Consider the following 22,302-nt stretch of genomic DNA (forward strand, 5'->3'; position numbering starts at 1 on the left):
TAAATTATATATTAAGCGCAAAACTAAGTAGTACGCGCTTTCCTGACTCAATTTTAGAAACGCTGTGCTCGTACTTGTCGGGCCTAAATAGATACACGCGGTTAAACCAATTAATAATGCATTTTGAGCATTTAAAAACCCCACCCGCTTTGGGTTTTACGAGTACAAAATTAAGTTTGTAGTAACGCCCTTGCTGCACGGGGTCTATATGGTTCATTACGCTGTGGTTTGTAGGGTAAGTAACTAGGTTTATTGAAAAGGCATTACTGCTAAATAAAGCTTTGTTTTTTACAGGTGCAATCATGCTGCCTCCTTTTAATTTACATGCAGCATTGTAGCATTTGCTAAAGCGCCACTGCTTGCGCTAAACAATATCAAAACGCGATGACATATAGCCAAACAGCCTGAAACAAAAAAGCCGAGCTTAATTAATAAGCTCGGCTTTTTATAAAGTATAACTAAAGATTATGCATTTGGGTATGTGCGGTACGCACGCTCAATATTTTTAGCCTGCTTTTTAGAAATACCTAAATGAGCAAGTGCAACACGTAAACGCGCACGTGATAAGTCTGAGCCTAAAATTTCCATTGCATCAAGCACTGAGGTAGACGATGTTTTACCCGTGATTGCTACAAATATTGGCTCTAAAAAGTCTTTAATTTTAAGCTCGTGGAATGTAGCAACTTCTTTTGCAATGGCAAATATAGCTGGCTTATCAAAACTACGTAAACCTTCAAGCTGCCATACAAAAAACTGTAGCGCTTGGCGTATTACGTTTTCGTCAGCTTTGCCCGCTGTTAACAGTGCTGGGTCGTAAGTTGGAATGCCGCCTACAAAGTGGCCTGCTAAGTCAACCATATCCGAAAGCGTATTAATGCGCGTTTTAGCCTCTGGTAATACTTTAGCTAGCATTTCGCCATTAAACTTCCAATCAACAAAGCGCTGTACAAGTTCTTCATCTGTTAGGTTTTCGCGGATCCACATGCCGTTTAACCAGCTTAATTTTTCCACATCAAATACTGGGCCGCCAAGTGATACACGCTTCATGTCGAAGTGTTCAATCATCTCATTTAGAGTGAATTTTTCACGCTCATCTGGCATTGACCAACCCATACGGCCTAAATAGTTAAGCACGGCTTCTGGTAGGTAACCCATTTCTTTATAGTAATTAATAGACGTTGGGTTTTTACGCTTAGAAAGCTTTGATTTATCTGGATTACGTAATAATGGTAAGTGGCCTAATACGGGGGCTTCCCAACCTAAATCTTGGTAAAGTTTTAATAGTTTAGGTGCTGAGTTAATCCACTCTTCGCCACGGAAAATATGGCTTATTTGCATGTGGTGGTCATCCACTACGTTTGCTAAAAAGTACGTAGGGAAACCATCGGCTTTTAATAGCACTTGCATGTCTACGTTTTCCCACGGGATTTCAATTTCATCGCGTAGGTAGTCGTTAAACTTAAAGGTGCCTTCGCTAGGTATTTTCATGCGTATAACATAAGGCTTACCAGCAGCTAAGTTTGCTTTAATTTCATCTTCTGTGAGGTTTAAACCACGACCGTCGTATTTAGGGCGCAGACCTTGTGCCATTTGCTCTTCGCGCATTTGGTCAAGCTCTTCGCTGGTTGCAAAACAATAAAACGCTTTACCTTGCTCAACTAATTGGTGCGCGTATTTTTTGTATAAATCGCTACGCTCAGATTGACGGTAAGGGCCAAATTCGCCGCCTACATCAGGGCCATGATCCCACTCAAGACCTAACCAACGCAGGCTATCCATAATCGCTTGTTCTGACTCTGGCGTGCTACGAACCTGGTCTGTATCTTCAATACGAAGTACAAACTCGCCGCCTTGTTGTTTAGCAAAACAGTAGTTAAATAACGCAATATAAGCGGTGCCAAGATGCGGGTCACCTGTTGGAGATGGGGCAACACGAGTACGGATTGTCATGATAATGTCTCTTTTAATAAGTGAGATAAAAATTAAGGGGGTCGTTTAAGCCGCTACTTTGTTTAAGTAAGCAATAATATCGTTAGATTCGTACAGCCACTCTACTTGGCCATTTTTTTCTATACGTAGGCATGGCACTTTAATTTTGCCGCCTTGCTCTAACAGCTCTTGACGAAATTGTTGATTGTTTTTTGCATCACGCGTTTCTATTTTTAAGCCTTCGCGCTTAATTGCACGGCGTACTTTTACGCAAAACGGGCATGCTTTAAATTGATAAAGTTTAAATTGTGAGGTTTGCTGATCAAGCTGTGCTTGCACATCGCTTGCACGCTTTTTACTGCGAGGAGTAAATACAAAATTAAAGAATAAAATTATACAACCTAAAAACCAACGAACGAATTTCATGTTTGTGCCTGCCTACAACAATTTAAGGAGCCAGATTTTAGCACAAATTTACAATCAAAAAAGCTCAATACTATTATCGGTGGTCACTTCTTCATTTACCTCAAGCTCGCTATAAGCAGTCACTTTATTACGGCCGCTATTTTTAGAATGATACAGCGCCATGTCGGCTTGGTGCACTATGCTAGATACAGTATCAATACTTGCCAGCTCTAAAAAGCCAATGCTAATTGTAAGCTGCCCAACTTGCGGAAAGGGGTACTCAGCAATATTTGAGCGCAAACGGTTAAGTGCTATATACGCTTGTGCCTCAGTTTTGGTTTGAAATAGTACCGCAAACTCCTCGCCACCATACCTAAATACGTAGTCTTCTAACCTAAAGTTATTTTTTAGCAGGCGCGCCACAAGTAAAATAACCTCATCCCCTATGACATGGCCGTAATTGTCGTTTACGCGTTTAAAGTGATCGATATCTGCAATGGCTAAATACCATCGTCGCTTTTCGTTTGTATCATCACGGGGTAATAAAAAGCCTTTGCCTGAGACAATTTCGATCACTTTTTTATCAAAGGTTTGTCTATTTAAAAGCTCGGTTAAGGGGTCTAAACGCGATTTATGTAATAGCCCTAGCTGGTTGGCATAAATATTTAAAATATGCACGGCGAGCATTGTGGTGGTTTGCGCTAACTCTGTTGTGGTTTCTATTAGTAATATGCCAATTACTTTTCCAAAGTAATACATTGGCACATACGTTGTTACTACACCTAAGGCACGGCTTACTCTTATTTTGTTTTGGGTCACTTTATTAAGCAGCGCTAACGCTTCGTTAGACTCTAATACTTCAAGGCGAGTGTCGGTGTTTATAAGCGTAGGCGGTAATTGCGCACTAAAGTGTTTATTAATATAAATAGCAAAATTTTCAACTTCGAGCAGGTCGCCAATAATCTGTACTAACGACGCATCTAAATCACTTTCTTCTTCTTGCTGAGTTAGATTGATTATCCATTCGTGCCCGCAATTGTTTGCCTTCATTAGTTTACCTAAACTGTTTTAACTTCAATCAGTTTAGACAAAACTATCAACTTTGCTAAATAATTAACCAATACTTTTTAATTAGGGCGCATTCACCTATGTGGATTAAAGTTTGTTTTACTAAGCACTATAAAAAACTAAAGTAAAACTAAGTCGTCTCTGTGAAGCACCACAGCACCACTATCAAAGTCGAGTAGCTCGCCTATTTGCTCTGAGTGAGCACCTTTAATTTTATTTACTTCAACTTGGTTAAAGCGCGTTAACCCTCGTGCAATAACATGGTTATTGGTGTCTATTAAATCGATTAAGTCGCCACGCTCAAAACGGCCAAAAGCATTGGTTATGCCTTTGGCTAATAGGCTTGCCCCTTTGTTTTGTAGTGCAACAATAGCGCCTGCATCAATCATAATTTGGCCGGTACTTTTAGGCCCAGCCATTAGCCACTTTTTACGGCCATCTTTTGGTGCAGTAAGCTTTAAAAACCGCGTACCGGGTAATTGCTCGCTCATACATTTTAAAATAACATTATTGCCAGCGCCTTTTGCAATAATAACTTCAACCCCTGCGCGCCTTGCTACGTCGGCGGCTTGTAGTTTTGTGGCCATACCGCCGGTGCCTAAATTTGTACCGCTACCACCAGCCAGTTGGCGTAATTCATCATTTATATGGGTTACTTCATCAATTAGTTTTGCATCCGTATTGGTTCGCGGATCGCTGGTAAATAAACCTTCTTGGTCGGTAAGTAGTAATAGCTTGTTGGCATTAGCTAAAATAGCCACAAGCGCCGATAAATTATCATTATCACCTACTTTTATCTCGCTAGTTGCTACTGCATCGTTCTCATTAATAATAGGCACCACATCGTGGCTTAATAACGCATTTAAAGTGTCGCGCGCATTTAAATAGCGTTCGCGGTCATCTACGTCGGCACGGGTAAGTAACATTTGCCCTACGTTAATACCATACAAGGTAAATAAGCTTTGCCAAATATGTATAAGCTGGCCTTGCCCAACGGCTGCCAACATTTGCTTATCTATTAGGCCGCGGCCACAGGGTTTAATTAGTTGTTCGCGCCCCGCAGCAACCGCGCCACTTGATACTAATATAACTTGGTGGCCTTGCTTTTTTAGTTCGCTACATTGGCGAACCAGCTCAACCATATGGGCTTTGTCTAATTTATCGGTGCCGCCTGTTAGTACACTTGTGCCAAGCTTAACAACAATTACCTGTTCCCTACGCATTATTATTTACTATTAAAATTAAAGATAAATAAACTTATACCAGCTCGGTATTTTTGAACAAGTTAAAATTATTCATGCTAGGATCAGCGTTAATTTAATTTGATAAAATTTCATTTATGCCAGCTAGTTTATGCCTAATTATTGCTACCTTTTTATGGGGCAGCTCCTTTATTGCGCTTAAGTATGCTATTGCCGTTTACGACCCTGCATTAGTTATATTCTTACGCATGTTAACCACCTTAGTTTTATCGCTTTGTTTATGGCGCTATGTAATTCGGTTTGAGTATTTAAAAGGCGATTGGAAGTACTTATTAGGTATGTCGCTGGCTGAGCCTTGCTTGTACTTTTTGTTTGAAGGCCACGCAATGGAATACACCTCGGCCTCTCAGGCGGGAGTTATTGTTTCGTGCTTGCCTATTATTGTGGCATTGATGGCGTTTTTTATGCTTAAAGAGTATATCAGTAAAGCCATTGTGATTGGGTTTACCTTATGTATTGGCGGCAGTATTTTACTTACTTTGCTTTCACCCAATACTGATCAAGCCCCTAATCCATTATTGGGTAACTTTTTAGAACTTATGGCCATGGTATGCGCGGCGTTTTACACCATTAGCATTAAGCACTTGGCCAATCGTTACTCGCCGTTAACGCTCATTGCTTTACAAGGCATAAGTGGTAGTGTGTTTTTTGCACCGTTTTTGTTTTTTATCGACTTACCAAGCGAAAACCAGCATGACCTAGCCGCCCTTATGAGCATTTTGTATTTAGGCTCGTGCGTCACCCTCGGTGGCTATGGCATGTATAACTATGCAATTGGCAAAGTATCAGTGTTAACTGCTGCGGCTTACTCAAATTTAATTCCTATTTTCACGCTTATTTTATCAGCCATCATTTTGGGTGAAGTGCTCGATTTTTGGCAATGGGTGAGTATATTTATCGTGTTTGTTGGTGTAATAATAAGCCAGCGTCATCAAGAGCTGGTGGTCGACATACCGCTTAACGAAGCTGGTGATGACCCCATCAACTCAGCCGATACAAGCCATCTTAAATCAGTGCCCGATGCCAACGAGTCAAAAGGGTAACAGGTTAATAAGTAAAGCCCAGGCGTTTGTAAAAACGCCTGTTGGGATTGATGAATAACCTCAACCCCCTTCACTTTATAATGCTGAATTACGCCATTTTGCAACTGCAGCGTAAACGTTTCACCCACTTTGGTGTGTTGTAAAAATGCAAAGTGAGTGTCGTTGTGACCCGCTATTAACGCACCGCCTTGTGCATCGCCAAGCTTTGCCCCCGGCAAAAAGTGGCTTGGTGCAAATGCTAAATTACGACCACTTGCCCCAGCTAAAACGCTAAGCGTTTTACTGTACTTAGGCCAGCTAAGCTGCGCTGTAACAAAGGTATCGGCGTAAAACCACGGTTTAACGCGAGCGTTTGGCGTAATAAGGGCCTCTTGCCAGGCCTGCTCTATTAATACTTGTGCAAGCCATGCCTTAGCTTGCATATAAGCACCATGAGAAAACAACCCCAGCCCGGCGATTAATAAGCCTGCACTTAGCCACTTATTCATTTAAATGCCCGAGTTAATTTTACCGCGCCGAACCCGGCTAACAAAATACAGCCCAGCAGGATGTAAAGTCGGCTTTGTCCATCGGTTTGCGGTAATCGCATAGCTAGCCCTTGTGGCACTGCGTTTTTAGCTAGTGCAGTTTGCTTTGCAGGCTCGTTAATTTGAGTGTGTTCAATAGCTATAAAGGCCGTAAATGGGCTAAGTAATTGATGCGTGAGCGCAAGCCCTTGCACCTCATTTTTAACTGTCTGCCGGTCATTATACAAAAGCAACGATTTAATTTTTTGGCGCGCCCACAGCTTATCAATCCCTTTTGCGTTTGCGCTATTTTGTGCGCTTAGTTTTATATTCAAGGGGCCTTGAGCGGTTTGCCCATTAAGCGTAATTCGACTCGTATCGTTTAGCTTTATAGCCACCATTATTGGCTCGCCAAAATATAAGTCGGGCAAGGGGGAAGGCCAAAAATCTAAACTATTACCACTTTCATCGCTCAGTTCTAAATTAGTGATAGCTGGATGAGCAAGCTTATCAAATAACTGCTGCATTTTAGGCTGCACTTCATGTGTGCTACCTATAAACGTAAACGACCCTTTGCCTATATCTGCAGCGCGGCGCATAAAAAAGCTATTAGGTGCACTACCAATACCGACAGTAAATAAACGGCTATCGCCCAATTTACGCTGAATATTTTTAAATAAGGCTTCTTCATTGCTTACACTGCCATCCGTTAAAAATACCACTTGGCGTACAAAGCCTTCAAAACGGCTACCATCAAGGACAACATCAAGGGCACCTTGTATTTCGGTGCCGCCATCCGCCTCTAAGCTATAAATAAAGCGCTCAGCACGGCGCAAATTAAAATCGCTGGCAATGAGGGGTTTATCGCTCATGGGGGTAACCACGTTATCAAAGCCAATAATGTTAAAGCTGTCGTCGCTATCGAGTAAAGAAAGCGCATAAAACAGCGCCTTTTTAGCTTGCTCCATAGATTGCCCGTGCATAGAGCCTGATGTATCTACAACAAACACCATTTCACGTGGTAGGCGCTGCGTTTGCGTAAAGTGATCTGCTGGTGGCATTAGCATAGCAAGTCCGTATCGGTCGCCATTTTCAAACTGCTGAGTAAAAAATGCCGCCTGGGCGCTTTCTTTTTGTAGCGGTTTAAACTCCAGCACAAAATCGCGATTTATGGCTTTTTGCTCATTTAAAGCAACCGTATATTGACCAAATGCTGGGTTATGAATGTCTACGTTATGAAATTTAGAATTTATTTCTACCAGCTCCAGCCCTACGTCTATGTCTATATTTAAGCTAAATTTGCTATCGGGTACATCCTCTTGGCTTTGCTCTGAGCTTTGTATGTTGTAAACAGGGTTTAACCAGCCGCTTGGTGCCTGATTTAATACGGTTTTGTCAGTGTTACTTTGCCCAATTTCACCGCTAATTGCATGATAGCGCGGCGTAATAGTTGTAGGAAAACGAACCGCAAATGTACCACTGCTGTAATTAATAATTTCTTGATACTCAAGCTCAACAATAACCTGCTCGCCAGGGCCTATATTTGCCACATTAGTAATAAACATATTCGCGCGCTGCTGGCGCACAAGTGCGGCTTGCTTGCCTGCCTTTTTTGCCGCTTGGTATTTTTTTTCGGCCTCCACTTTTTTATCTATTTGACCTTTAATGACCCGCTCACCTATGCGCATCGTCATTGCATGAACGGCGCTTTCATCAGGCAGCGGAAACACATAACGCGCATTTACCGCAAACGGATTATCGTTTTGATAAGTTTGCTTAACGACCACATGGTTAATTAGGCCGGTTAAAGTCATGTTTGCGTCACTTTTTAAAATAATGGCTGGCGCTACAGCCGCACCGCCACTGTCAAAAAGTTCAAGCTTGGGCGACTGTGCCTGACTATTAAAACTAACCAGAAGCACACTCACTAAGAAAATAAAAATGCTTACTTTAGTAAGCATTTTGGTTAGGTTACTCAACATAAAATCACTCCATCGAACGCTTAACTTTACTCAAATAAAAATGGTTTTAGTTACTTGCCGTTTGGCCATTTACCGGGTTTATTGAGCGAGTAGTTAGTGTTACGCGTCTATCAAAAAAGTTATCTTCAACTGTGTTGCTATTTGCTAATGTATGCTGCTCACCAAAGGCCTGAGCACTTAAACGTGTATGGCTAATACCGTGCTTTATAAGGTAACTTTGCACTGCGTTTACACGTTTTTTAGATAATAAAAGATTCGCTTGCTCATCACCGCGCTGATCGGCAAAACCACTTAAGTCTAACGCTAGTTGCGGCTGGTTTTTTAACAGCACCACAAGCTGGTCTAACTGGGCAGCAAAGTGCGGGGCAATAACACTTGAGCCTGTTTTAAATTGTACTGTCATGGCAAGTAAGTTATTTATTTGCGATTGTGTTAGCTGCTCATTTTGATTAGTGAGTACATCTAACTGTTGCTCAAGCTTATTGTTGTGATTAAGCACGTGCATGTAGTCACTGGTTTTTTCCTGCATCAGCGTAATCGCGCGCTGTTGCTGGGCTATTTTGTCATCGGCCACTTTTGAATCACCAATTAAGCCCCCGGCAAATGCGCCAATAAAGGCACCAATTGGCCCACCAACGACACCACCAATAATGGCGCCTGTTCCTAAGCCAATGGCGGTTTCTTTGTGTGCTTCTTTAGAAGGGGTGTTAGCGGCTGACGCAAATGCAGGTGTACACACACTGGCTACGAGCGTTAATGCGATTAATGTCTTCTTCATGATGTAATCCTTAAACTTGTTTTAATTTGTGATGTTTTGTTTTGATGGTTGTATTAAAGCAACTGCAAGTGGCAACAAAGGGGAGAAAAAATGGCAAAGTACTGAGCAATTGTGGCAAAAAAATGGCAATTGCCTTTTTAACCGTACATAGCTGAAAAACTTCGATATAGTGCGTTTTAAAATAAATAAGGGTGAGTAGAATGAAAAAAATAGCCATCATTGAAGATGAAACCGCCATCCGCGAAAACTATATTGAAATGCTTAGCGCTCAAGGTTATCAAGTAAGTGGTTTTGCTGATCGCGTCAGCGCAGAGAGTGCATTTAAAGACGCCCTACCTGATTTAGCCATTGTTGATATTGGTTTAGGCCACGAAATTGACGGCGGTTTTTTACTTTGCCAAACTTTGCGTACGCTTTCTAAAACACTGCCTATTATTTTTTTAACTGCACGCGATAGCGAAATAGATACCGTGTGTGGCCTGCGTATGGGCGCCGATGACTACCTAACAAAAGATATTAGCTTAGCCCACTTGGCTGCGAGAATAGGCGCGCTATTTAGACGCATGGAAGCGCTTGAACAACCCGCCGATGCCAATGCATTAATTACACGCGGCCCGCTTAAGCTCGACACCCAGCGCATGCAGGTATTTTGGCAGCAGCAATTAGTTGATTTAACGGTGACCGAATTTTGGATGCTGCACTCACTTGCGCAGCGCCCAGGCCATGTTAAAAGCCGTAACGATTTAATGAGCGATGCAAAAATTTACGTAGACGACAGTACTATCACCTCACATGTAAAACGCATTCGTAAAAAGTTTATGGCACTTGATAGCCACTTTGACTGCATAGATACCGTGTACGGTATGGGCTACAGGTGGGAGCAACGCTAATGTTACGTTTTGGCCTACGCAGTAAATTTATACTTCTGTCGTGCTTTTTGTTTTTACTGCCGTGGCTTGGTTACGAGTACGTATGGGAAATGGAAAAGTTTTTACGCCAAGGCCAAGAAAAAACCCTCGTAGGCACCACACGCGCGCTTGCCACCGCTTTGCACGAGCGCCCAGCACTGTTTGATGAGCAAACCAACTTTTTAGATCAGGTAGTAAAAGGCCGCGACTTATATGCGTACAACCTTAAAAATGCCATTCAACTTGATGGCAAGCTGAGCGACTGGCAAAGCTATCAACCACTTTTTTGGCATTACGATAAACGTTATTTACAAAAAACGCAGCGCAATCACCAAGCCAGTGATTTATCGTTTGATCATATGGTTGGCAAATTTGATAACTATTTATATGCGGTGTTTAAAGTCACTGACGATCATCTTGTATACCGTGCTAAAAATAGTTTAAGCATTACGAATAACGACCATTTAAAAATTGGCCTAAAAAACCCAAGCGGCGATTTTAATACGTACATTATTGCCCCACGCCAAGATGGCTGGGTAAATGCGTTTAATGCGAATACCAAAACACCGTTTACAAAAATTCAGGGCTATTTTATGCGCACTGAATCGGGATATAACGTAGAGCTGCGCTTTCCTATTCATATGCTGGGTAACAAGCTAGGCTTTGCCGTGGTCGATATCGACACAAAAAAAGCGCCGTTTGATTCTAAAACAATGTCGACCTCTAATTTAAATAACCCCAGCGATTTAGGCTCGGTATTGGTGCCCTCACCCGAAATTAATCGAATTTTAAAAGGTATGGGCCACAGCGGCAGCCGTATTTGGGTGGTTGATAACCATCATCGCGTATTAGCGCAGTCGGGCACAATTCAAAATGCCGATGGCGTATGGGCCGACGGGCTCAAAAACCAGCCGCCTAAAAATGCCTGGCAGCGCTTTGAGCAAACGTATTTACACCCGCTTTATTATAAAATTTTAACTCGCCCCGAAAACGAATTTTTAGATACCCTACACGATGTCGCTTCAATGCAAGGTACGCATTTAGCTAAAGCACTCAAAGGGCAACCAGCGTCGTCTTGGCGGTTAACCCCCGACAGTAAAGCCGTTATTTTATCGGCGGCTTACCCTATTTGGATTGATGACAAAGTCATTGGCGCAGTCATCGCTGAGGAAACCACTAACGGTGTACGCACACTGCGTAATAAATCGCTCGAAAAGCTCTTTAACGTTATTTTAGCGGTGATGCTAATTGGTACCGTGACGCTGTTCTTTTTTGCCTCGCGTATTTCGAGCCGTATTAGACGACTGCGTGATACCGCAGAGCAAGCCATTGACGCCCAAGGGCGCATTACCGGCAGTATTAATTACAGCGACTCAAACGATGAAATTGGCGACCTTTCACGAAGCTTTGCCAATATTGTTGGCCGGTTAGGTGGGTACACTAACTATTTAGAAAATATGTCATCGCGGTTATCGCACGAACTGCGCACGCCGGTGGCTGTGGTGCGCTCGTCACTTGAAAACTTACAAAGCCTGCCACAAAACGAGCTAAGCCAAAAATACTTAGAGCGCGCCAGTGAAGGGGTTGAGCGCTTAGGAAAAATAATAACCACCATGAGCGAAGCCACACGCCTTGAGCAAAGCATTCAAAGCAACGAGAGCGAGCCGTTTGATTTACAAAAGGTCATTAATGGCTGCATGCAAGGCTATCAGCTTACTTACCCTGAACAATTATTTGAGCTTGATGTATGCCAAAACTCTTTACCTATGCAAGGAGCTCCCGAGTTTATAGCTCAGCTACTTGATAAGCTTATTAATAATGCGCTGGAATTTAGTGAAGCCAATACGGCTATTAATGTAGGTCTTAAGCAGAGCGAAAATAAAGCAATATTAACAGTGAGTAATACAGGCCCCGCACTGCCTGAAGGGCTAACTGAGCATATTTTTGATTCTATGGTGTCGGTGCGTAGTCAGCAAATGCAGCAACAACCACATTTAGGGTTAGGGCTTTATATTGTAAGGCTAGTGTGTGATTACCATAACGGCAGTGTCACTGCGCAAAATAACGAGTGCGGTAATGGCGTGGTATTTAAAGTAACCCTGCCTTTACAAAACTAGGCTGTGCATAAAGTAGCGCCCTGCTGAGTCGCCCTTATTTTTTGCACAGTGATTACAATTTACTACAACTTAAAATGTAACTATTCACTTTTAATTCAGTCGAACAGCCATACCCTGAGCGCTAATTAAGGAGAATAGATCATGAACAACCCACTTGAGCGTGAAGAGATCGAATTTATTTTTGATTTATACAGGCCCCAAGAGCAAGCACCTAGCTTACCTTCAGAGCCTGTCACCTCTACATATAAAAACTTACGACAGCCAGAGCAAGTTAAAAACGAAGGCGTGTCTGAATACCTCAGCTAGGGCTTTGCCTATTGCGTTGCTTGCTCGTGTTGTAAAAACGCTTTGATGCAGTTTATTTCTGCCAGCTTTACCTCTTCGCCTATTTCTGGGCCTTTTTTGCCATTTTTTAGTGCAGTTTGCACTACCTGCTTTTTATCCAATTTTTGTAATTCATTAAAAATTGCACGCAGCTTAGCTTCTTGCGGATAGGGCTTATCTACGAGCGTTTCTCCGCGCCCTTGCGCATCACACTGGCATGCCTGGGTAAACGAAATAAACCGCTCAGGGTGCACTAAAGCATTTAAATTAGTGACAATTAATTTATGAATCGTTTGTGGCCTTAATTGCTCAAGCGTATGGCATAAGGTGTGATTATCGCTGGTGAGTACGCCAATATCGCGAAAGCGGTTAGGCACTTTTAAACGCTCACAAAACTTTTCTACTACGGCTACCCCTTCGCGCTCATGGCCGCGTAAATTACCGCGTTTTTTATAGCTCAGTGCCTTGCCAAAATCATGAGTGAGTGCCGCAAACCGTGTTTCTAAATTAAAGTTTAAATCGGCAGCGCGCCTAAGTACCAACATAGTATGAACAAGCACATCGCCTTCGGGGTGGTGATTGGCAGGTTGCGGTACACCGTCCATTTGCTCTATTTCAGGGAAAATACCTAAACCATGCAGTGCTTGAAAATAAAGTTCAGGGTGTTTTTCACCCAGTGCTTTTTCGGTTTCAAGCCATACGCGTTCGGGCACTAAATGATTAAGCTCACCTTTGTTTTTAAGCTCGCGCATTAATGCATACGTACTTGGGTGAATACGCCACTCACTTCCGTAACGCGCCAAAAAACGCGCTATGCGTAATACCCTTACAGGGTCTTCTACAAAGGCCTCTGTGGTATGGCGCAATATTTTATTGTGTAAATCGCTTTGGCCATTAAAAGGGTCAATAACGGTGCCGTTTTCATCAAGTGCCATTGAGTTTATAGTTAAATCGCGCCTTGCAAGGTCTTCCTCGAGCGTAACATGAGGACTGGCGTCTACCACAAAGCCGGTATAGCCTTTACCACTTTTTCGCTCAGTGCGGCCCAAGGCGTATTCTTCTTTTGTTTTTGGGTGTAAATAAACCGGAAAATCACTTCCTATAGGCACAAAACCAAGCGACTCCATAGTTTGGGGTGTTTCGCCTATAACAACATAATCGTTATCTTTTGATGCTATATTAAGGAGCTGGTCGCGTACCGCGCCACCAACAAGGTAAACTTGCTTAAGGTTGTGTTTCACTGTTTATCCTAATCACACTGGGTGGTTATTTGATATCGATCATACCATTAAAATAGCCATTGTTTGCCAAGCTTAAGTAAGCTCATTACAATAGCACTTTATTTAAAGCCGCAGCCTTATACTCAATGAAAAATCATTCATCAAAAAAAGAACTTATGCTACTGCCTATATTACTTGTGGTTATTGTAATGTGCGTGGCGGGACACTTTTTACTACAGGCTAACTTTCAAGATAGCAACATGGTTGAATACATGTTGGCAGCGCTGCCCTTTGCGATGTTTACCCTAGTTATTGTGGCATTTAAAATGGCAGCTAAAAGCGAAGCCAATGAGCAAAGCGAGCAAGACTCTTAATTTTACTCTTAAAGAATATAATACCCAAACCAATCAGGCTTTATTGGCTGAGCATGCCCACTTGGCGTAAGCTTGATATTTAATTGGCTGTCGAGTAAATCTATAGCAAAGCAGTCATCTACATCATGTAAATCATCTTTATGAATATGGCTAAGGCCTGCAAGCAAATCGCTTTTAGCGCGCTGCTTGGCCTCTGCTGGGCTACCGGCAACATACAAGGCAAAGTCGTGTTGCTCTGCCATAGAGTCGCTTCTGTAAGCGCCTAAATTAACAAAATACAACTGCTTATTTTGCTCAACGTAAGTATCAACGACTTCTACTTTATAACCGTCGATATGGTTAACTGCCATGTAGCTGTCCATATGCACATTGTTTTTATCGCCCACCCATTGGCTTTTTAGTTTTGAGTAGGTTTGCTCAATGCTTTGACCTACAACAAAGCGAATATCGTGCATTTCTATGTGGCAGCCTTGAATTCGCCCGCCTAAATACACCATAAATAACTGCATTTAATTACCTTACTTTTAAATTACACTAAATTATCGACATCAATATTGTGTTTTTTTATTAATTTATAAAAATCCGAACGATTACGTTTGGCAAGTTTTGCGCCTTCGGCTACGTTACCACCGGCCATTTTAAGGGTGTTTATTACATAATCGCGCTCAAACTCTTTTTTGGCATCGTTTAAAGAAAGCGGCTCTGCACTGGCTTCGTTTGAATTAAGTGCGTTTAACACTAAGTGCGCAGAAATTACCTCGCTGGCGCTTAATGCGACCACTTGCTCTACAACATTTTGTAACTGGCGAATATTCCCAGGCCAGTCGTAACGTACCAGTGCATGCATGGCATCGTTTGCAAAGCGCTTTTCTTTTTGGTTCATACGTTTAGCAATACTTGCGCTAAAGTGTTGGGCAAGCAAGCTTATATCTTCGCGGCGCTCACACAGCGGCGGCAATTTTAAATTAACAACATTTAGTCGGTAGTATAAATCTTCCCTAAATTGTTGATTGCTAATCGCATCGGGTAAATTTTTATGCGTGGCCGATACAATGCGCACATCAATAGGAATTTCTTCTTGGAAGCCCACCGGGCGTATGGTTTTTTCTTGTAGTACACGCAGTAACTTAACCTGTAAGTTAAGCGGCATATCGCCAATTTCATCTAAAAATAAGGTGCCGCCTTGCGCTTGCTGAAACAAACCTTGGTGATCTTTCACCGCCCCTGTAAATGCGCCTTTTTTATGGCCAAATAATTCTGACTCTAAAAGCTCCCCTGGCACTGCACCACAGTTAATAGCCACAAAAGGCCCTTCACTTACATGGCTGTGTTGATGAATCGCCTGAGCCAATAACTCTTTACCGGTACCACTGGCGCCCGAAATAAGCACATTTACTTGGGTTGGCCCCAGTAACTTTACTTGTTCAAGGAGGTGCAACATAGCGCCACTACGCGTGACTATATTACTTTTTTGAGGTGACTCTTCTGCGTTTACGCCATGTATTTCAATGGCTTTGGCTAAGCTATCAAAAAGCTCATCTTTATCTACCGGTTTTGTAATAAACGCAAAAATACCTTGTTTTGTCGCCTCAACCGCATCGGGAATAGAGCCATGCGCTGTCATCATTATTACCGGCAGTGCTGGGTAGCGGCTTTGTAATTGGCGATGCAAGGCCATGCCATCCATTTCGTCCATACGCAGGTCAGTTATAACTGCATCAAACACGTGGCTTTTAAGAACTTGCAATGCAAGTATGCCGCTTTCACAGGTAGTTACTTCATACCCTTTAGACTCGATTCTTAGTGCGAGTAATTTAAGTAAACTTGCATCATCATCAACAAGTAATACTTTTGCACCTTGTGGTGTGTGTGTTGTCATAATTACTGCTCCTTCGTGTCTTCGCGTAGTAATAACTGTTGCTCTATGGTGGCTAAAGACGATAACGTTTGCTGCATTTTGTCATTTAACGCCTGCTGCTCTTTTAGCGCATTGATTTGCCGCGTAACATGCTGCTTTTGAAGCCATAAATATTGTTTAATAGGCTCTGGCCAAAAGTAGGCTAAATCGAGTTTTTGCAAGCGTGCCATTACCTCTTTGGGTGCGCTTGAAGTGTTAATACACATGTATTTAAAAAAGCGTTTTAGCTCTTTCTCACCTAAATAAGTGAGTGGGGTTGGTTTTACTTTAAAACCACCACATTGATTAGCATGCCATGCAATAACACGTGCTGCGCTGGGGTAAACGGGGTCACTTTTAGGACGCTTTTTAGGATTTGGCACCGCATTTTTTGCAGGCGCAACCTCCTGTGACACAGCTGCTGTTTGTGTGTTATTTGTTGCACACCCAGCTAAAATAACCGCACTACTGAGCACACATAAAATAGCTATTAAACGCGTACGCATGCTATTAAACTCCTTGATTAATTAAAGGTATTTTTATTGTAAATAAGCAGCCTTGGGGCTGGTTATGCTCAACACTGAGCTGACCTTGTAACTGCTCAACCGACTCTTTTACTATGGTTAAACCTAGGCCACTGCCTTGCAGCGTAACATCTTTATTATGCTTACCTTGGTAAAATGCGCTGAATATTTGGGTTTTTTCTTGCTCTTTAATACCACAGCCTTCATCGCGCACTTGTATTGTTAGTCGCTTTTGCTCAAGCGCTAAGGTTACATCAACGCTTTGCCCTGTATTTGAAAACTTTAACGCATTAGAAATGAGCTGAATAAGGGTCATTTCTATTAGCTCTGCGGGTAATGCAAGTGTCTGTTTTATTATGCTGTTGTGCCAATTTAGACGTTGCTGCTTAGCCGTTAAACGGTGCTCAAAATGGCTGTTTATTTTATTTATTAAATTACCAAATTCGACCTCGCTAACACTGTCTTTACTGGTTCTGATAGCGTTATAACTAAGTAAGCTGTCAATCATAGTGCGCAGGCGCACCATAGATTGGCTAATAAGTTCAAGCACAGCTTGCTGCTCTTTTGTAATGGGCCCCACTATTTCATCACGAAGTAAATCGGTGCCCTCGACCATTGAAGCCAACGGCGTTTTAAGCTCGTGGGTTACATGGCGTAAAAAAGTATCTTTTTGTTGCTCGAGCATATGTAGCTGCTCTTGCACCCATTGTAGTTTTTCGCCCAACTCCACCAGCTCACTGGAACCTTGCACCGCTATTTTTTGCTGCCAGTGGCCTTGCCCTAGTTTATCTATTACCGACGTAAGCCCTTTTAAACGTTTGCTTATGCGCCATAAAAAGCCCCCACCCACTAGTAAAGTAAGCGGAATAAGCGCCACTAACCAGTTAATAAACGAGCTTTGCAAAGTGCTTAGCTCATTTTGATTATTTTGAATTTGCGCCGCATTTATATCACGCAACCACACTGTAAGCTCAGCCACCAAATCGCTAATAGGCACAAACAATGCTGCATCTTGTTGGTTGTTTTCAATTAGCGCTTGATGAGTACTTCGTAAGATTGCTGCTAAGCGGCGCCATTGCATAGTGTATTGCCCAGAGGTACTTTTTTGGCTGAGCGTATCGATTGTTTGTAAGGAGGATTGCCATTTTTCGTTTATTAGCGTGTCGAGCGACTCGCTTTTTAAAACCCAATTTTGGCGAGTAGCTCGCTCTAGGCTATTTAACTCTTGCTTTAAAAAATTGAACGACTTAGTAACTTGGTAATTATTACTGACAATAAGCTGGGTTACAGCGAGCTGTTTGTTTAACGCATTTAAAAAAACAATCACCACTAAACTAAGTGGCAGTAACGACAGCAGCATGCTAATAATAAACTGACCTATTAAGTTAGGCCGCCAATTGAGCATTGCACGATACTTTTTAGCCAACGTTACAGGCATTATCATTTCCTTTTATTATTTTAAGCGCCCTATTTTAGTTACTTACCTTATACTCTCGCTGAATCAACTTCTATATTTAACCCAATATATCCATCTGTTGCCATTTAGCAACATGCTAACTCATTGATAACTATGTTAAGTACTAAGAGTACGCACCGTCTGTTGCAAAAATAACACACATTTAAGTAAAAAATTCCGGCAAGCGCCACATAAAAACCATAAACTACTGATTTTAAATACTTATTTAAATTGGCACTATTTTTGTAATAGCGAGTGCAACTTTAATCAATAAGGAAATTAAATGAACAACCGCTTTTTAGTAATTTTACCCATGCTGGCTTTTGGGTTTATGGGCACAGATGCAATAGCTATGGACGTTCAAGCTACATTTAACGAGCTAGATAAAGACAGTAACGGCACACTTAGCGAATCAGAAGCGGGTGAAGATGCCGTACTACACGAAAACTTTTCACAAATAGACACTAACCAAGATGGTCAGTTGTCATTAAGTGAATTCAAAAAGTTTATTCAGTAAATTCATTTAATAAGGAACATGATTATGAAACAACTTATCGCAGCATTTGCATTAATGTTTTTAGCCATTAGCGCCACAGCTTTAGCCTCTTCTGTAAATATTCGCTTTGCTCATTTAGACAAAGATATGGATGGAGCAGTATCACTTGCAGAAGCAAAGCAAGACAAAGAAGTAATGAGGCAATTTGCTGATTTGGATGAAAATGAAGACAAGAAAATTTCTAAAGAAGAGTTTCAAAACTTTAAACCATAATTAAGTTTTACTTAAGCTTTTACCTAGTAAAGTAGGTTTCAAAAGCATTTGCCATAATCCCTGAGGGAATGTGTAAACGGATTTATTGTTGGGAAGTTAAATTATGGCAAGTGCTTTTTTTATTAATCTACAAACACTGTATGTTGGAAGGAAAACCATGAAGTGTGTTTTTTTTAGTGTTATCGCTATTACCATGATCAGTTTTAATGCTGTTGCGTTAGATGTTAAACAGCGTTTTGATCACCTTGATGCCAATAAAAGCGGCTTTTTAACTGAAGACGAGTTAGAGCCTCAGCCTCAGCTACTCAGCACCTTTACCCGCTGGGATAAAAACCAAGACAAACAAATCTCGCTTCTTGAGTTTAAAGACTATTTAACCAATAACCTTTACTGAGTAGTATAAATATGAAGACCGTAAGCTATTTAGCGCTTGTTGCGCTGGGCCTTTTTAGCGATGCAACCCTTGCCCAAAGTACAGAAATTGCCGATAAATTTGAAAAGTTTGACCGTAACCAAGATGGCTTTTTAACCCGCTCTGAAACCGCCATTGACCCCGCTCTATGGTCGCGTTTTTCAAGTTATGATAAAGATAAAGACGGCAGACTTACCCTTTCTGAATATGGCCTATACGCCAGTAAGTAACTCTTTTTTATGCGTAAGCGCTAAATTTTTAACAGCCCTTACGCTTTTAAGCTATCTACCTCAACATATTGGTATTCTAAAAGTGAGTTTGCTAGTGTTATTTTACTAACAATAAAAAATAACTAACTTATGCAACTTAAAAAACTTTTCAACCCACTATTGCTTGCTGGTTTATTTGCAAGCTGCACTAGCATCGCTCAAACGCAGGTTATTTATAACGCTAATGGCTATACGCCTTTGTATCAAGGCGGTATACACACATTTTCCACTTTAGTAATTAAAAACGGCAAAGTCGTAAAAACTGGGGATGATACGCTTAAAAACACCTTTCCAGATGCCACACTCATTGATGCCAAAGGCAATACGTTGCTGCCAGGGCTAATTGACGCCCACGGCCATGTGATCGGGCTTGGCGACAACCTATCGCAACTTGATGTGCGTGGTGCTAAGTCGGTTGAAGAAATAACCGCAAAGTTAGAACAATTTGCGAAAAATAAACAAGGCTGGCTATTAGGCCGAGGCTGGAACCAAGAGCTGTGGAGCAACACACGCTTTCCTACCGCTAAAGACTTAGATAAGGTCGTTAATGACCGCCCAGTGGTGCTTTCGCGCGTTGACAGCCATGCAATTTGGGTTAATAGCAAAGCCTTAGAGCTGGCCGGTATTACCGCAGCTACTCAAGCGCCTGATGGCGGCGAAATCATTAAAGATGAATTTGGTAATCCAACCGGTATTTTTATAGATAAAGCAGAATCGTTAATTACCCAGCATATGAGCGCCCCTTCAAAACAAGCTATAAGCGACTCGTTAGATGCCGCAGGCGCCCATTTACTTAGCTTAGGTATTACCTCTACTCACGATGCCGGTATTGATAAAACCACCTGGGAAGTTTATAAAGCGCGCAGCGAGCAAGGTGATTTACCACTAAGAATTGTCGCTATGCTCAGTGCTGCCAGCCCCGATTTAGAGTACATGCTTAAAGCTGGGCGCTACCAAGATGCTGATTCGTTTATGTCTATTCGCAGTGTAAAAGTGTATGCCGATGGCGCATTAGGCTCGCGCGGGGCTGCGCTCATAGATGACTACGCAGATAGAAAAAACCACCACGGCCTGATGCTAGAAACCCAAGCCAAGTTGGAAGAATTATTTACTTTAAGCTTTAAAAATGGTTTTAGCGCGAATACCCATGCAATTGGTGATAAAGCCAATAAAGTGGTGCTGGATGCCTATCAAAATGTGTTTAAGCAAACGGGCGGTATGTTACTGCGAAACCGTATTGAACACGCACAAATTGTCACCCCTGATGACATACCACGTTTTAAAGCACTAAAAATAATTCCATCTATGCAACCTGTGCATGCTACCTCCGATATGCATATGGCTGAGCAGCGCTTAACCGATGATCAGCTACAAGGTGCGTATGCATGGCAAACATTTTTAAAGCAAGGCTCTGTGATTGCTGCAGGCTCTGACTACCCTGTGGAACTAGCAAACCCCTTTGATGGTTTGTATTCTGCTATTACCCGTATGGATCATAATAAGTTGCCTGAAAACGGTTGGCGCGCCGCTGAAGTGCTTAGCCGCGAACAAGCCCTAAGAGCATTTACACTTGGGGGCGCGTATGCAGCGCACCAAGAGTTTAAAATAGGCAGCTTAGAAAACTCAAAGTGGGCTGACTTTATTTTAGTAGACAAAGATTACTTTAAAGTCCCTGTGGATGAGATTTATAAAACACAGGTTTTACAGACTTGGATTGCTGGAGAATTACGTTTTAAAAAAGAATAGCTTACAAAGTAGGCGCTTTTTTAAATAAATGAATTTATTATGAATATTTACTAAAGTAATTAAAAAGTATGTCGATAACTGGGGGAATTTAAAAACCTCTTATGTTTCAGGAAGAAAACATGTTATCTAAAAAAATATCTCTTACTTTATCGACTCTTTTTACTTTATCACTTTGTGCATGCTCTACTCACCCAGTTTACAATGGCCACGCACCTCATAATAATATTGGCCACCATAACGCACACAGCCGCTATTCAGACGTTCATCAACCACGTGTAAATAACTGGCAGTTCCCTGAAAACAACTACCGCCCTATTAACAACAGCAAATTACTAAGTAACTACACAGAACAATTGGCAATGAAGCTAATTGAAAATATGAACTACATCAACAGTGGTACCCCTGTTGCAATTACATCTTTTGTGAATTTAGATGACAATTTACAAACCACTAATATATTTGGTAATCATCTAGCTGAAAGCTTTATTACTGAAATGCAGGAGTTTGGTTTGTCTGTGGTTGATTACAAGCACACCGGCGCGGTGCATGTAACCCCATTAGGTGACTTCTCGTTTAGTCGCAACGGTAAAGAAATTAAAGGCTACCCACATATCGAATACACTTTAACAGGCACTTTAACTTACACTAATCGCGGTGTAATTGTTAATGCTCGTATTATTGGCGCTAAATCTAAAGTGGTGGTTTCATCTGCGAAAGGCTTTATTCCAAGTTTTATCGTTGAGTCAATCTACCCAACACGCAGAACTGATGGTCTTTTATTAGACGCAGTGCTTTAAAATAAAAAAGGGTTAACTTAAACGTTAACCCTTTTTTGAATTTTTAACTTCTGGCTTCTTTTACTTTCGGCTCTCGGTACAATTTTATTAGGTGATACACATTGACCACTGCTAATAAACCATTGGTAAGCGCTACAGGCACCGCGCCAATAGCCACACCATATACCGTAAATACGATACAGCCAAACATATTATACCAACGCAACTTAACTACATCGGTCATGGTTAACGATGCAACCAATAAAGCTGATGCAATATAACCTAAATATTCCCAACTCAATTGTTCTCTCCTACCCTTTAGGTTAGCATTACACTAATGCTAACTTGTGGCACTTCTCAGTGTTGCAACGTTTAATACCAATGCGCAATAATACTCAATCATTTTGCGGGGCTAAACGTGTCGCTACCTGCGTTAAAAAATTCTCATTTAGAGCAACTAAATAGCGAATTTTTTGCCTAGCTATCACTACGTTATCCTAACCTCAAAAGAGATCACTTACTTATGCGGGTTGGTAT

The 22,302-nt window shown here is 41.7% G+C and carries 25 protein-coding genes; 11 read left to right on the forward strand and 14 right to left on the reverse strand.

The window, feature by feature from the left end; all coding sequences use genetic code 11:
• Positions 1-4: 4 nt before the first annotated feature.
• The 5 genes from CWC17_RS08320 to proB all read right to left on the reverse strand — a co-directional run bounded on the left by CWC17_RS08320 (position 5) and on the right by proB (position 4,625).
• Positions 5-304 (reverse strand): 2OG-Fe(II) oxygenase, encoded by a 300-nt coding sequence (locus CWC17_RS08320; RefSeq protein WP_138542005.1) that lies wholly within the window; start codon positions 302-304, stop codon positions 5-7.
• A gap of 161 nt (positions 305-465) precedes the next feature.
• On the reverse strand, positions 466-1,950 hold the full coding sequence (gltX, locus tag CWC17_RS08325) for a glutamate--tRNA ligase (protein WP_138542004.1): 1,485 nt from the start codon (positions 1,948-1,950) through the stop codon (positions 466-468).
• Positions 1,951-1,995: 45 nt separating this feature from the next.
• Entirely contained in the window at positions 1,996-2,355 is a 360-nt protein-coding gene (locus CWC17_RS08330; protein ID WP_004586118.1) for a glutathione S-transferase N-terminal domain-containing protein, read from the reverse strand.
• A 54-nt stretch (positions 2,356-2,409) separates the two neighbouring features.
• Positions 2,410-3,384, reverse strand: coding sequence for a GGDEF domain-containing protein (locus CWC17_RS08335; RefSeq protein WP_138612579.1), 975 nt, complete (start codon positions 3,382-3,384; stop codon positions 2,410-2,412).
• Positions 3,385-3,521: 137 nt separating this feature from the next.
• Complete coding sequence (proB, locus tag CWC17_RS08340; protein ID WP_138612580.1) at positions 3,522-4,625, reverse strand: glutamate 5-kinase; 1,104 nt, start codon at positions 4,623-4,625, stop codon at positions 3,522-3,524.
• Between the two features lie 116 nt (positions 4,626-4,741).
• Here proB and CWC17_RS08345 point away from each other — a divergent pair, with 116 nt between their 5' ends.
• Positions 4,742-5,707 (forward strand): DMT family transporter, encoded by a 966-nt coding sequence (locus tag CWC17_RS08345; RefSeq protein WP_138612581.1) that lies wholly within the window; start codon positions 4,742-4,744, stop codon positions 5,705-5,707.
• Here the strand turns inward: CWC17_RS08345 and CWC17_RS08350 are convergent.
• Genes CWC17_RS08350 through pdsO form a run of 3 tightly spaced genes read right to left on the reverse strand, consistent with a single transcriptional unit; the run spans position 5,596 to position 8,973 of the window.
• The gene (locus CWC17_RS08350; protein WP_138542000.1) at positions 5,596-6,195 is read right to left on the reverse strand and encodes a class GN sortase; all 600 of its coding nucleotides are present in this window, start codon (positions 6,193-6,195) and stop codon (positions 5,596-5,598) included. The two genes, CWC17_RS08345 and CWC17_RS08350, sit on opposite strands and share 112 nt — an antisense overlap.
• The gene (locus tag CWC17_RS08355; protein WP_138612582.1) at positions 6,192-8,195 is read right to left on the reverse strand and encodes a marine proteobacterial sortase target protein; all 2,004 of its coding nucleotides are present in this window, start codon (positions 8,193-8,195) and stop codon (positions 6,192-6,194) included. Before CWC17_RS08355 ends, CWC17_RS08350 begins: the two co-directional genes overlap by 4 nt.
• 46 nt (positions 8,196-8,241) lie before the next feature.
• Positions 8,242-8,973 carry a sortase-associated OmpA-like protein PdsO gene (gene pdsO, locus CWC17_RS08360; RefSeq protein WP_138541998.1) on the reverse strand — a complete coding sequence of 244 codons (732 nt, stop codon included), beginning with the start codon at positions 8,971-8,973 and terminating at the stop codon, positions 8,242-8,244.
• Between the two features lie 200 nt (positions 8,974-9,173).
• On the opposite strand from pdsO, the gene pdsR reads away from it, so the two are divergent.
• The 3 genes from pdsR to CWC17_RS19350 all read left to right on the forward strand — a co-directional run bounded on the left by pdsR (position 9,174) and on the right by CWC17_RS19350 (position 12,304).
• On the forward strand, positions 9,174-9,863 hold the full coding sequence (gene pdsR / locus CWC17_RS08365; protein WP_138541997.1) for a proteobacterial dedicated sortase system response regulator: 690 nt from the start codon (positions 9,174-9,176) through the stop codon (positions 9,861-9,863).
• The gene (gene pdsS / locus CWC17_RS08370) at positions 9,863-11,998 is read left to right on the forward strand and encodes a proteobacterial dedicated sortase system histidine kinase (protein WP_138612583.1); all 2,136 of its coding nucleotides are present in this window, start codon (positions 9,863-9,865) and stop codon (positions 11,996-11,998) included. The genes pdsR and pdsS overlap by 1 nt, the downstream gene beginning before the upstream one ends.
• 141 nt (positions 11,999-12,139) lie before the next feature.
• Complete coding sequence (locus tag CWC17_RS19350) at positions 12,140-12,304, forward strand: hypothetical protein (protein ID WP_171037665.1); 165 nt, start codon at positions 12,140-12,142, stop codon at positions 12,302-12,304.
• An 8-nt stretch (positions 12,305-12,312) separates the two neighbouring features.
• On the opposite strand, the gene CWC17_RS08375 is transcribed toward CWC17_RS19350, so the two are convergent.
• Positions 12,313-13,563: a multifunctional CCA addition/repair protein gene (locus CWC17_RS08375; protein WP_138612584.1), complete on the reverse strand. Its 1,251-nt coding sequence runs from the start codon at positions 13,561-13,563 to the stop codon at positions 12,313-12,315.
• 125 nt (positions 13,564-13,688) lie between these two features.
• Here CWC17_RS08375 and CWC17_RS08380 point away from each other — a divergent pair, with 125 nt between their 5' ends.
• Complete coding sequence (locus CWC17_RS08380) at positions 13,689-13,916, forward strand: hypothetical protein (RefSeq protein ID WP_055017322.1); 228 nt, start codon at positions 13,689-13,691, stop codon at positions 13,914-13,916.
• Between the two features lie 8 nt (positions 13,917-13,924).
• On the opposite strand, the gene CWC17_RS08385 is transcribed toward CWC17_RS08380, so the two are convergent.
• Genes CWC17_RS08385 through CWC17_RS08400 form a run of 4 tightly spaced genes read right to left on the reverse strand, consistent with a single transcriptional unit; the run spans position 13,925 to position 17,775 of the window.
• Positions 13,925-14,425 (reverse strand): DUF1543 domain-containing protein, encoded by a 501-nt coding sequence (locus tag CWC17_RS08385; protein WP_138541994.1) that lies wholly within the window; start codon positions 14,423-14,425, stop codon positions 13,925-13,927.
• Between the two features lie 20 nt (positions 14,426-14,445).
• Entirely contained in the window at positions 14,446-15,795 is a 1,350-nt protein-coding gene (locus tag CWC17_RS08390; RefSeq protein ID WP_138541993.1) for a sigma 54-interacting transcriptional regulator, read from the reverse strand.
• Between the two features lie 2 nt (positions 15,796-15,797).
• The gene (locus CWC17_RS08395; RefSeq protein WP_138612585.1) at positions 15,798-16,319 is read right to left on the reverse strand and encodes a hypothetical protein; all 522 of its coding nucleotides are present in this window, start codon (positions 16,317-16,319) and stop codon (positions 15,798-15,800) included.
• A gap of 4 nt (positions 16,320-16,323) precedes the next feature.
• Positions 16,324-17,775, reverse strand: a complete 1,452-nt coding sequence (locus CWC17_RS08400) for a sensor histidine kinase (RefSeq protein ID WP_138612586.1) — start codon at positions 17,773-17,775, stop codon at positions 16,324-16,326.
• 301 nt (positions 17,776-18,076) lie between these two features.
• On the opposite strand from CWC17_RS08400, the gene CWC17_RS08405 reads away from it, so the two are divergent.
• From CWC17_RS08405 to CWC17_RS08430, 6 genes are all read left to right on the forward strand, one after another.
• Complete coding sequence (locus CWC17_RS08405; RefSeq protein WP_004586103.1) at positions 18,077-18,310, forward strand: EF-hand domain-containing protein; 234 nt, start codon at positions 18,077-18,079, stop codon at positions 18,308-18,310.
• A 24-nt stretch (positions 18,311-18,334) separates the two neighbouring features.
• Entirely contained in the window at positions 18,335-18,562 is a 228-nt protein-coding gene (locus CWC17_RS08410) for a hypothetical protein (RefSeq protein ID WP_055017316.1), read from the forward strand.
• Positions 18,563-18,719: 157 nt separating this feature from the next.
• Positions 18,720-18,956, forward strand: coding sequence for an EF-hand domain-containing protein (locus CWC17_RS08415; RefSeq protein ID WP_024033183.1), 237 nt, complete (start codon positions 18,720-18,722; stop codon positions 18,954-18,956).
• Positions 18,957-18,967: 11 nt separating this feature from the next.
• On the forward strand, positions 18,968-19,204 hold the full coding sequence (locus tag CWC17_RS08420) for an EF-hand domain-containing protein (RefSeq protein WP_138612587.1): 237 nt from the start codon (positions 18,968-18,970) through the stop codon (positions 19,202-19,204).
• 129 nt (positions 19,205-19,333) lie between these two features.
• Positions 19,334-20,989, forward strand: coding sequence for an amidohydrolase (locus CWC17_RS08425; RefSeq protein ID WP_138612588.1), 1,656 nt, complete (start codon positions 19,334-19,336; stop codon positions 20,987-20,989).
• A 119-nt stretch (positions 20,990-21,108) separates the two neighbouring features.
• Positions 21,109-21,786 (forward strand): FlgO family outer membrane protein, encoded by a 678-nt coding sequence (locus CWC17_RS08430; protein WP_138612589.1) that lies wholly within the window; start codon positions 21,109-21,111, stop codon positions 21,784-21,786.
• A 43-nt stretch (positions 21,787-21,829) separates the two neighbouring features.
• Here the strand turns inward: CWC17_RS08430 and CWC17_RS08435 are convergent, their stop codons facing one another.
• Positions 21,830-22,066: a YgjV family protein gene (locus CWC17_RS08435; protein WP_138541987.1), complete on the reverse strand. Its 237-nt coding sequence runs from the start codon at positions 22,064-22,066 to the stop codon at positions 21,830-21,832.
• Positions 22,067-22,302: the final 236 nt, after the last annotated feature.

The organism is Pseudoalteromonas sp. S3785 (genome assembly GCF_005887365.1).
GTDB lineage: Bacteria > Pseudomonadota > Gammaproteobacteria > Enterobacterales > Alteromonadaceae > Pseudoalteromonas.

What these genes read in the sequence shown, in the direction of transcription:
- pdsR (WP_138541997.1), top strand. Translation starts at nt 9,174, where the DNA reads ATGAAAAAAATAGCCATCATTGAAGATGAAACCGCCATCCGCGAAAAC.
- gltX (WP_138542004.1), bottom strand. Translation starts at nt 1,950, where the DNA reads ATGACAATCCGTACTCGTGTTGCCCCATCTCCAACAGGTGACCCGCAT.
- CWC17_RS08405 (WP_004586103.1), top strand. Translation starts at nt 18,077, where the DNA reads ATGAACAACCGCTTTTTAGTAATTTTACCCATGCTGGCTTTTGGGTTT.
- CWC17_RS08410 (WP_055017316.1), top strand. Translation starts at nt 18,335, where the DNA reads ATGAAACAACTTATCGCAGCATTTGCATTAATGTTTTTAGCCATTAGC.
- CWC17_RS08320 (WP_138542005.1), bottom strand. Translation starts at nt 304, where the DNA reads ATGATTGCACCTGTAAAAAACAAAGCTTTATTTAGCAGTAATGCCTTT.
- CWC17_RS08380 (WP_055017322.1), top strand. Translation starts at nt 13,689, where the DNA reads ATGAAAAATCATTCATCAAAAAAAGAACTTATGCTACTGCCTATATTA.
- CWC17_RS08430 (WP_138612589.1), top strand. Translation starts at nt 21,109, where the DNA reads ATGTTATCTAAAAAAATATCTCTTACTTTATCGACTCTTTTTACTTTA.
- CWC17_RS08355 (WP_138612582.1), bottom strand. Translation starts at nt 8,195, where the DNA reads ATGTTGAGTAACCTAACCAAAATGCTTACTAAAGTAAGCATTTTTATT.
- CWC17_RS08400 (WP_138612586.1), bottom strand. Translation starts at nt 17,775, where the DNA reads ATGCCTGTAACGTTGGCTAAAAAGTATCGTGCAATGCTCAATTGGCGG.
- CWC17_RS08345 (WP_138612581.1), top strand. Translation starts at nt 4,742, where the DNA reads ATGCCAGCTAGTTTATGCCTAATTATTGCTACCTTTTTATGGGGCAGC.
- pdsO (WP_138541998.1), bottom strand. Translation starts at nt 8,973, where the DNA reads ATGAAGAAGACATTAATCGCATTAACGCTCGTAGCCAGTGTGTGTACA.
- pdsS (WP_138612583.1), top strand. Translation starts at nt 9,863, where the DNA reads ATGTTACGTTTTGGCCTACGCAGTAAATTTATACTTCTGTCGTGCTTT.
- CWC17_RS19350 (WP_171037665.1), top strand. Translation starts at nt 12,140, where the DNA reads ATGAACAACCCACTTGAGCGTGAAGAGATCGAATTTATTTTTGATTTA.
- CWC17_RS08335 (WP_138612579.1), bottom strand. Translation starts at nt 3,384, where the DNA reads ATGAAGGCAAACAATTGCGGGCACGAATGGATAATCAATCTAACTCAG.
- CWC17_RS08420 (WP_138612587.1), top strand. Translation starts at nt 18,968, where the DNA reads ATGAAGACCGTAAGCTATTTAGCGCTTGTTGCGCTGGGCCTTTTTAGC.
- CWC17_RS08350 (WP_138542000.1), bottom strand. Translation starts at nt 6,195, where the DNA reads ATGAATAAGTGGCTAAGTGCAGGCTTATTAATCGCCGGGCTGGGGTTG.
- CWC17_RS08425 (WP_138612588.1), top strand. Translation starts at nt 19,334, where the DNA reads ATGCAACTTAAAAAACTTTTCAACCCACTATTGCTTGCTGGTTTATTT.
- CWC17_RS08385 (WP_138541994.1), bottom strand. Translation starts at nt 14,425, where the DNA reads ATGCAGTTATTTATGGTGTATTTAGGCGGGCGAATTCAAGGCTGCCAC.
- CWC17_RS08390 (WP_138541993.1), bottom strand. Translation starts at nt 15,795, where the DNA reads ATGACAACACACACACCACAAGGTGCAAAAGTATTACTTGTTGATGAT.
- CWC17_RS08415 (WP_024033183.1), top strand. Translation starts at nt 18,720, where the DNA reads ATGAAGTGTGTTTTTTTTAGTGTTATCGCTATTACCATGATCAGTTTT.
- CWC17_RS08330 (WP_004586118.1), bottom strand. Translation starts at nt 2,355, where the DNA reads ATGAAATTCGTTCGTTGGTTTTTAGGTTGTATAATTTTATTCTTTAAT.
- CWC17_RS08395 (WP_138612585.1), bottom strand. Translation starts at nt 16,319, where the DNA reads ATGCGTACGCGTTTAATAGCTATTTTATGTGTGCTCAGTAGTGCGGTT.
- proB (WP_138612580.1), bottom strand. Translation starts at nt 4,625, where the DNA reads ATGCGTAGGGAACAGGTAATTGTTGTTAAGCTTGGCACAAGTGTACTA.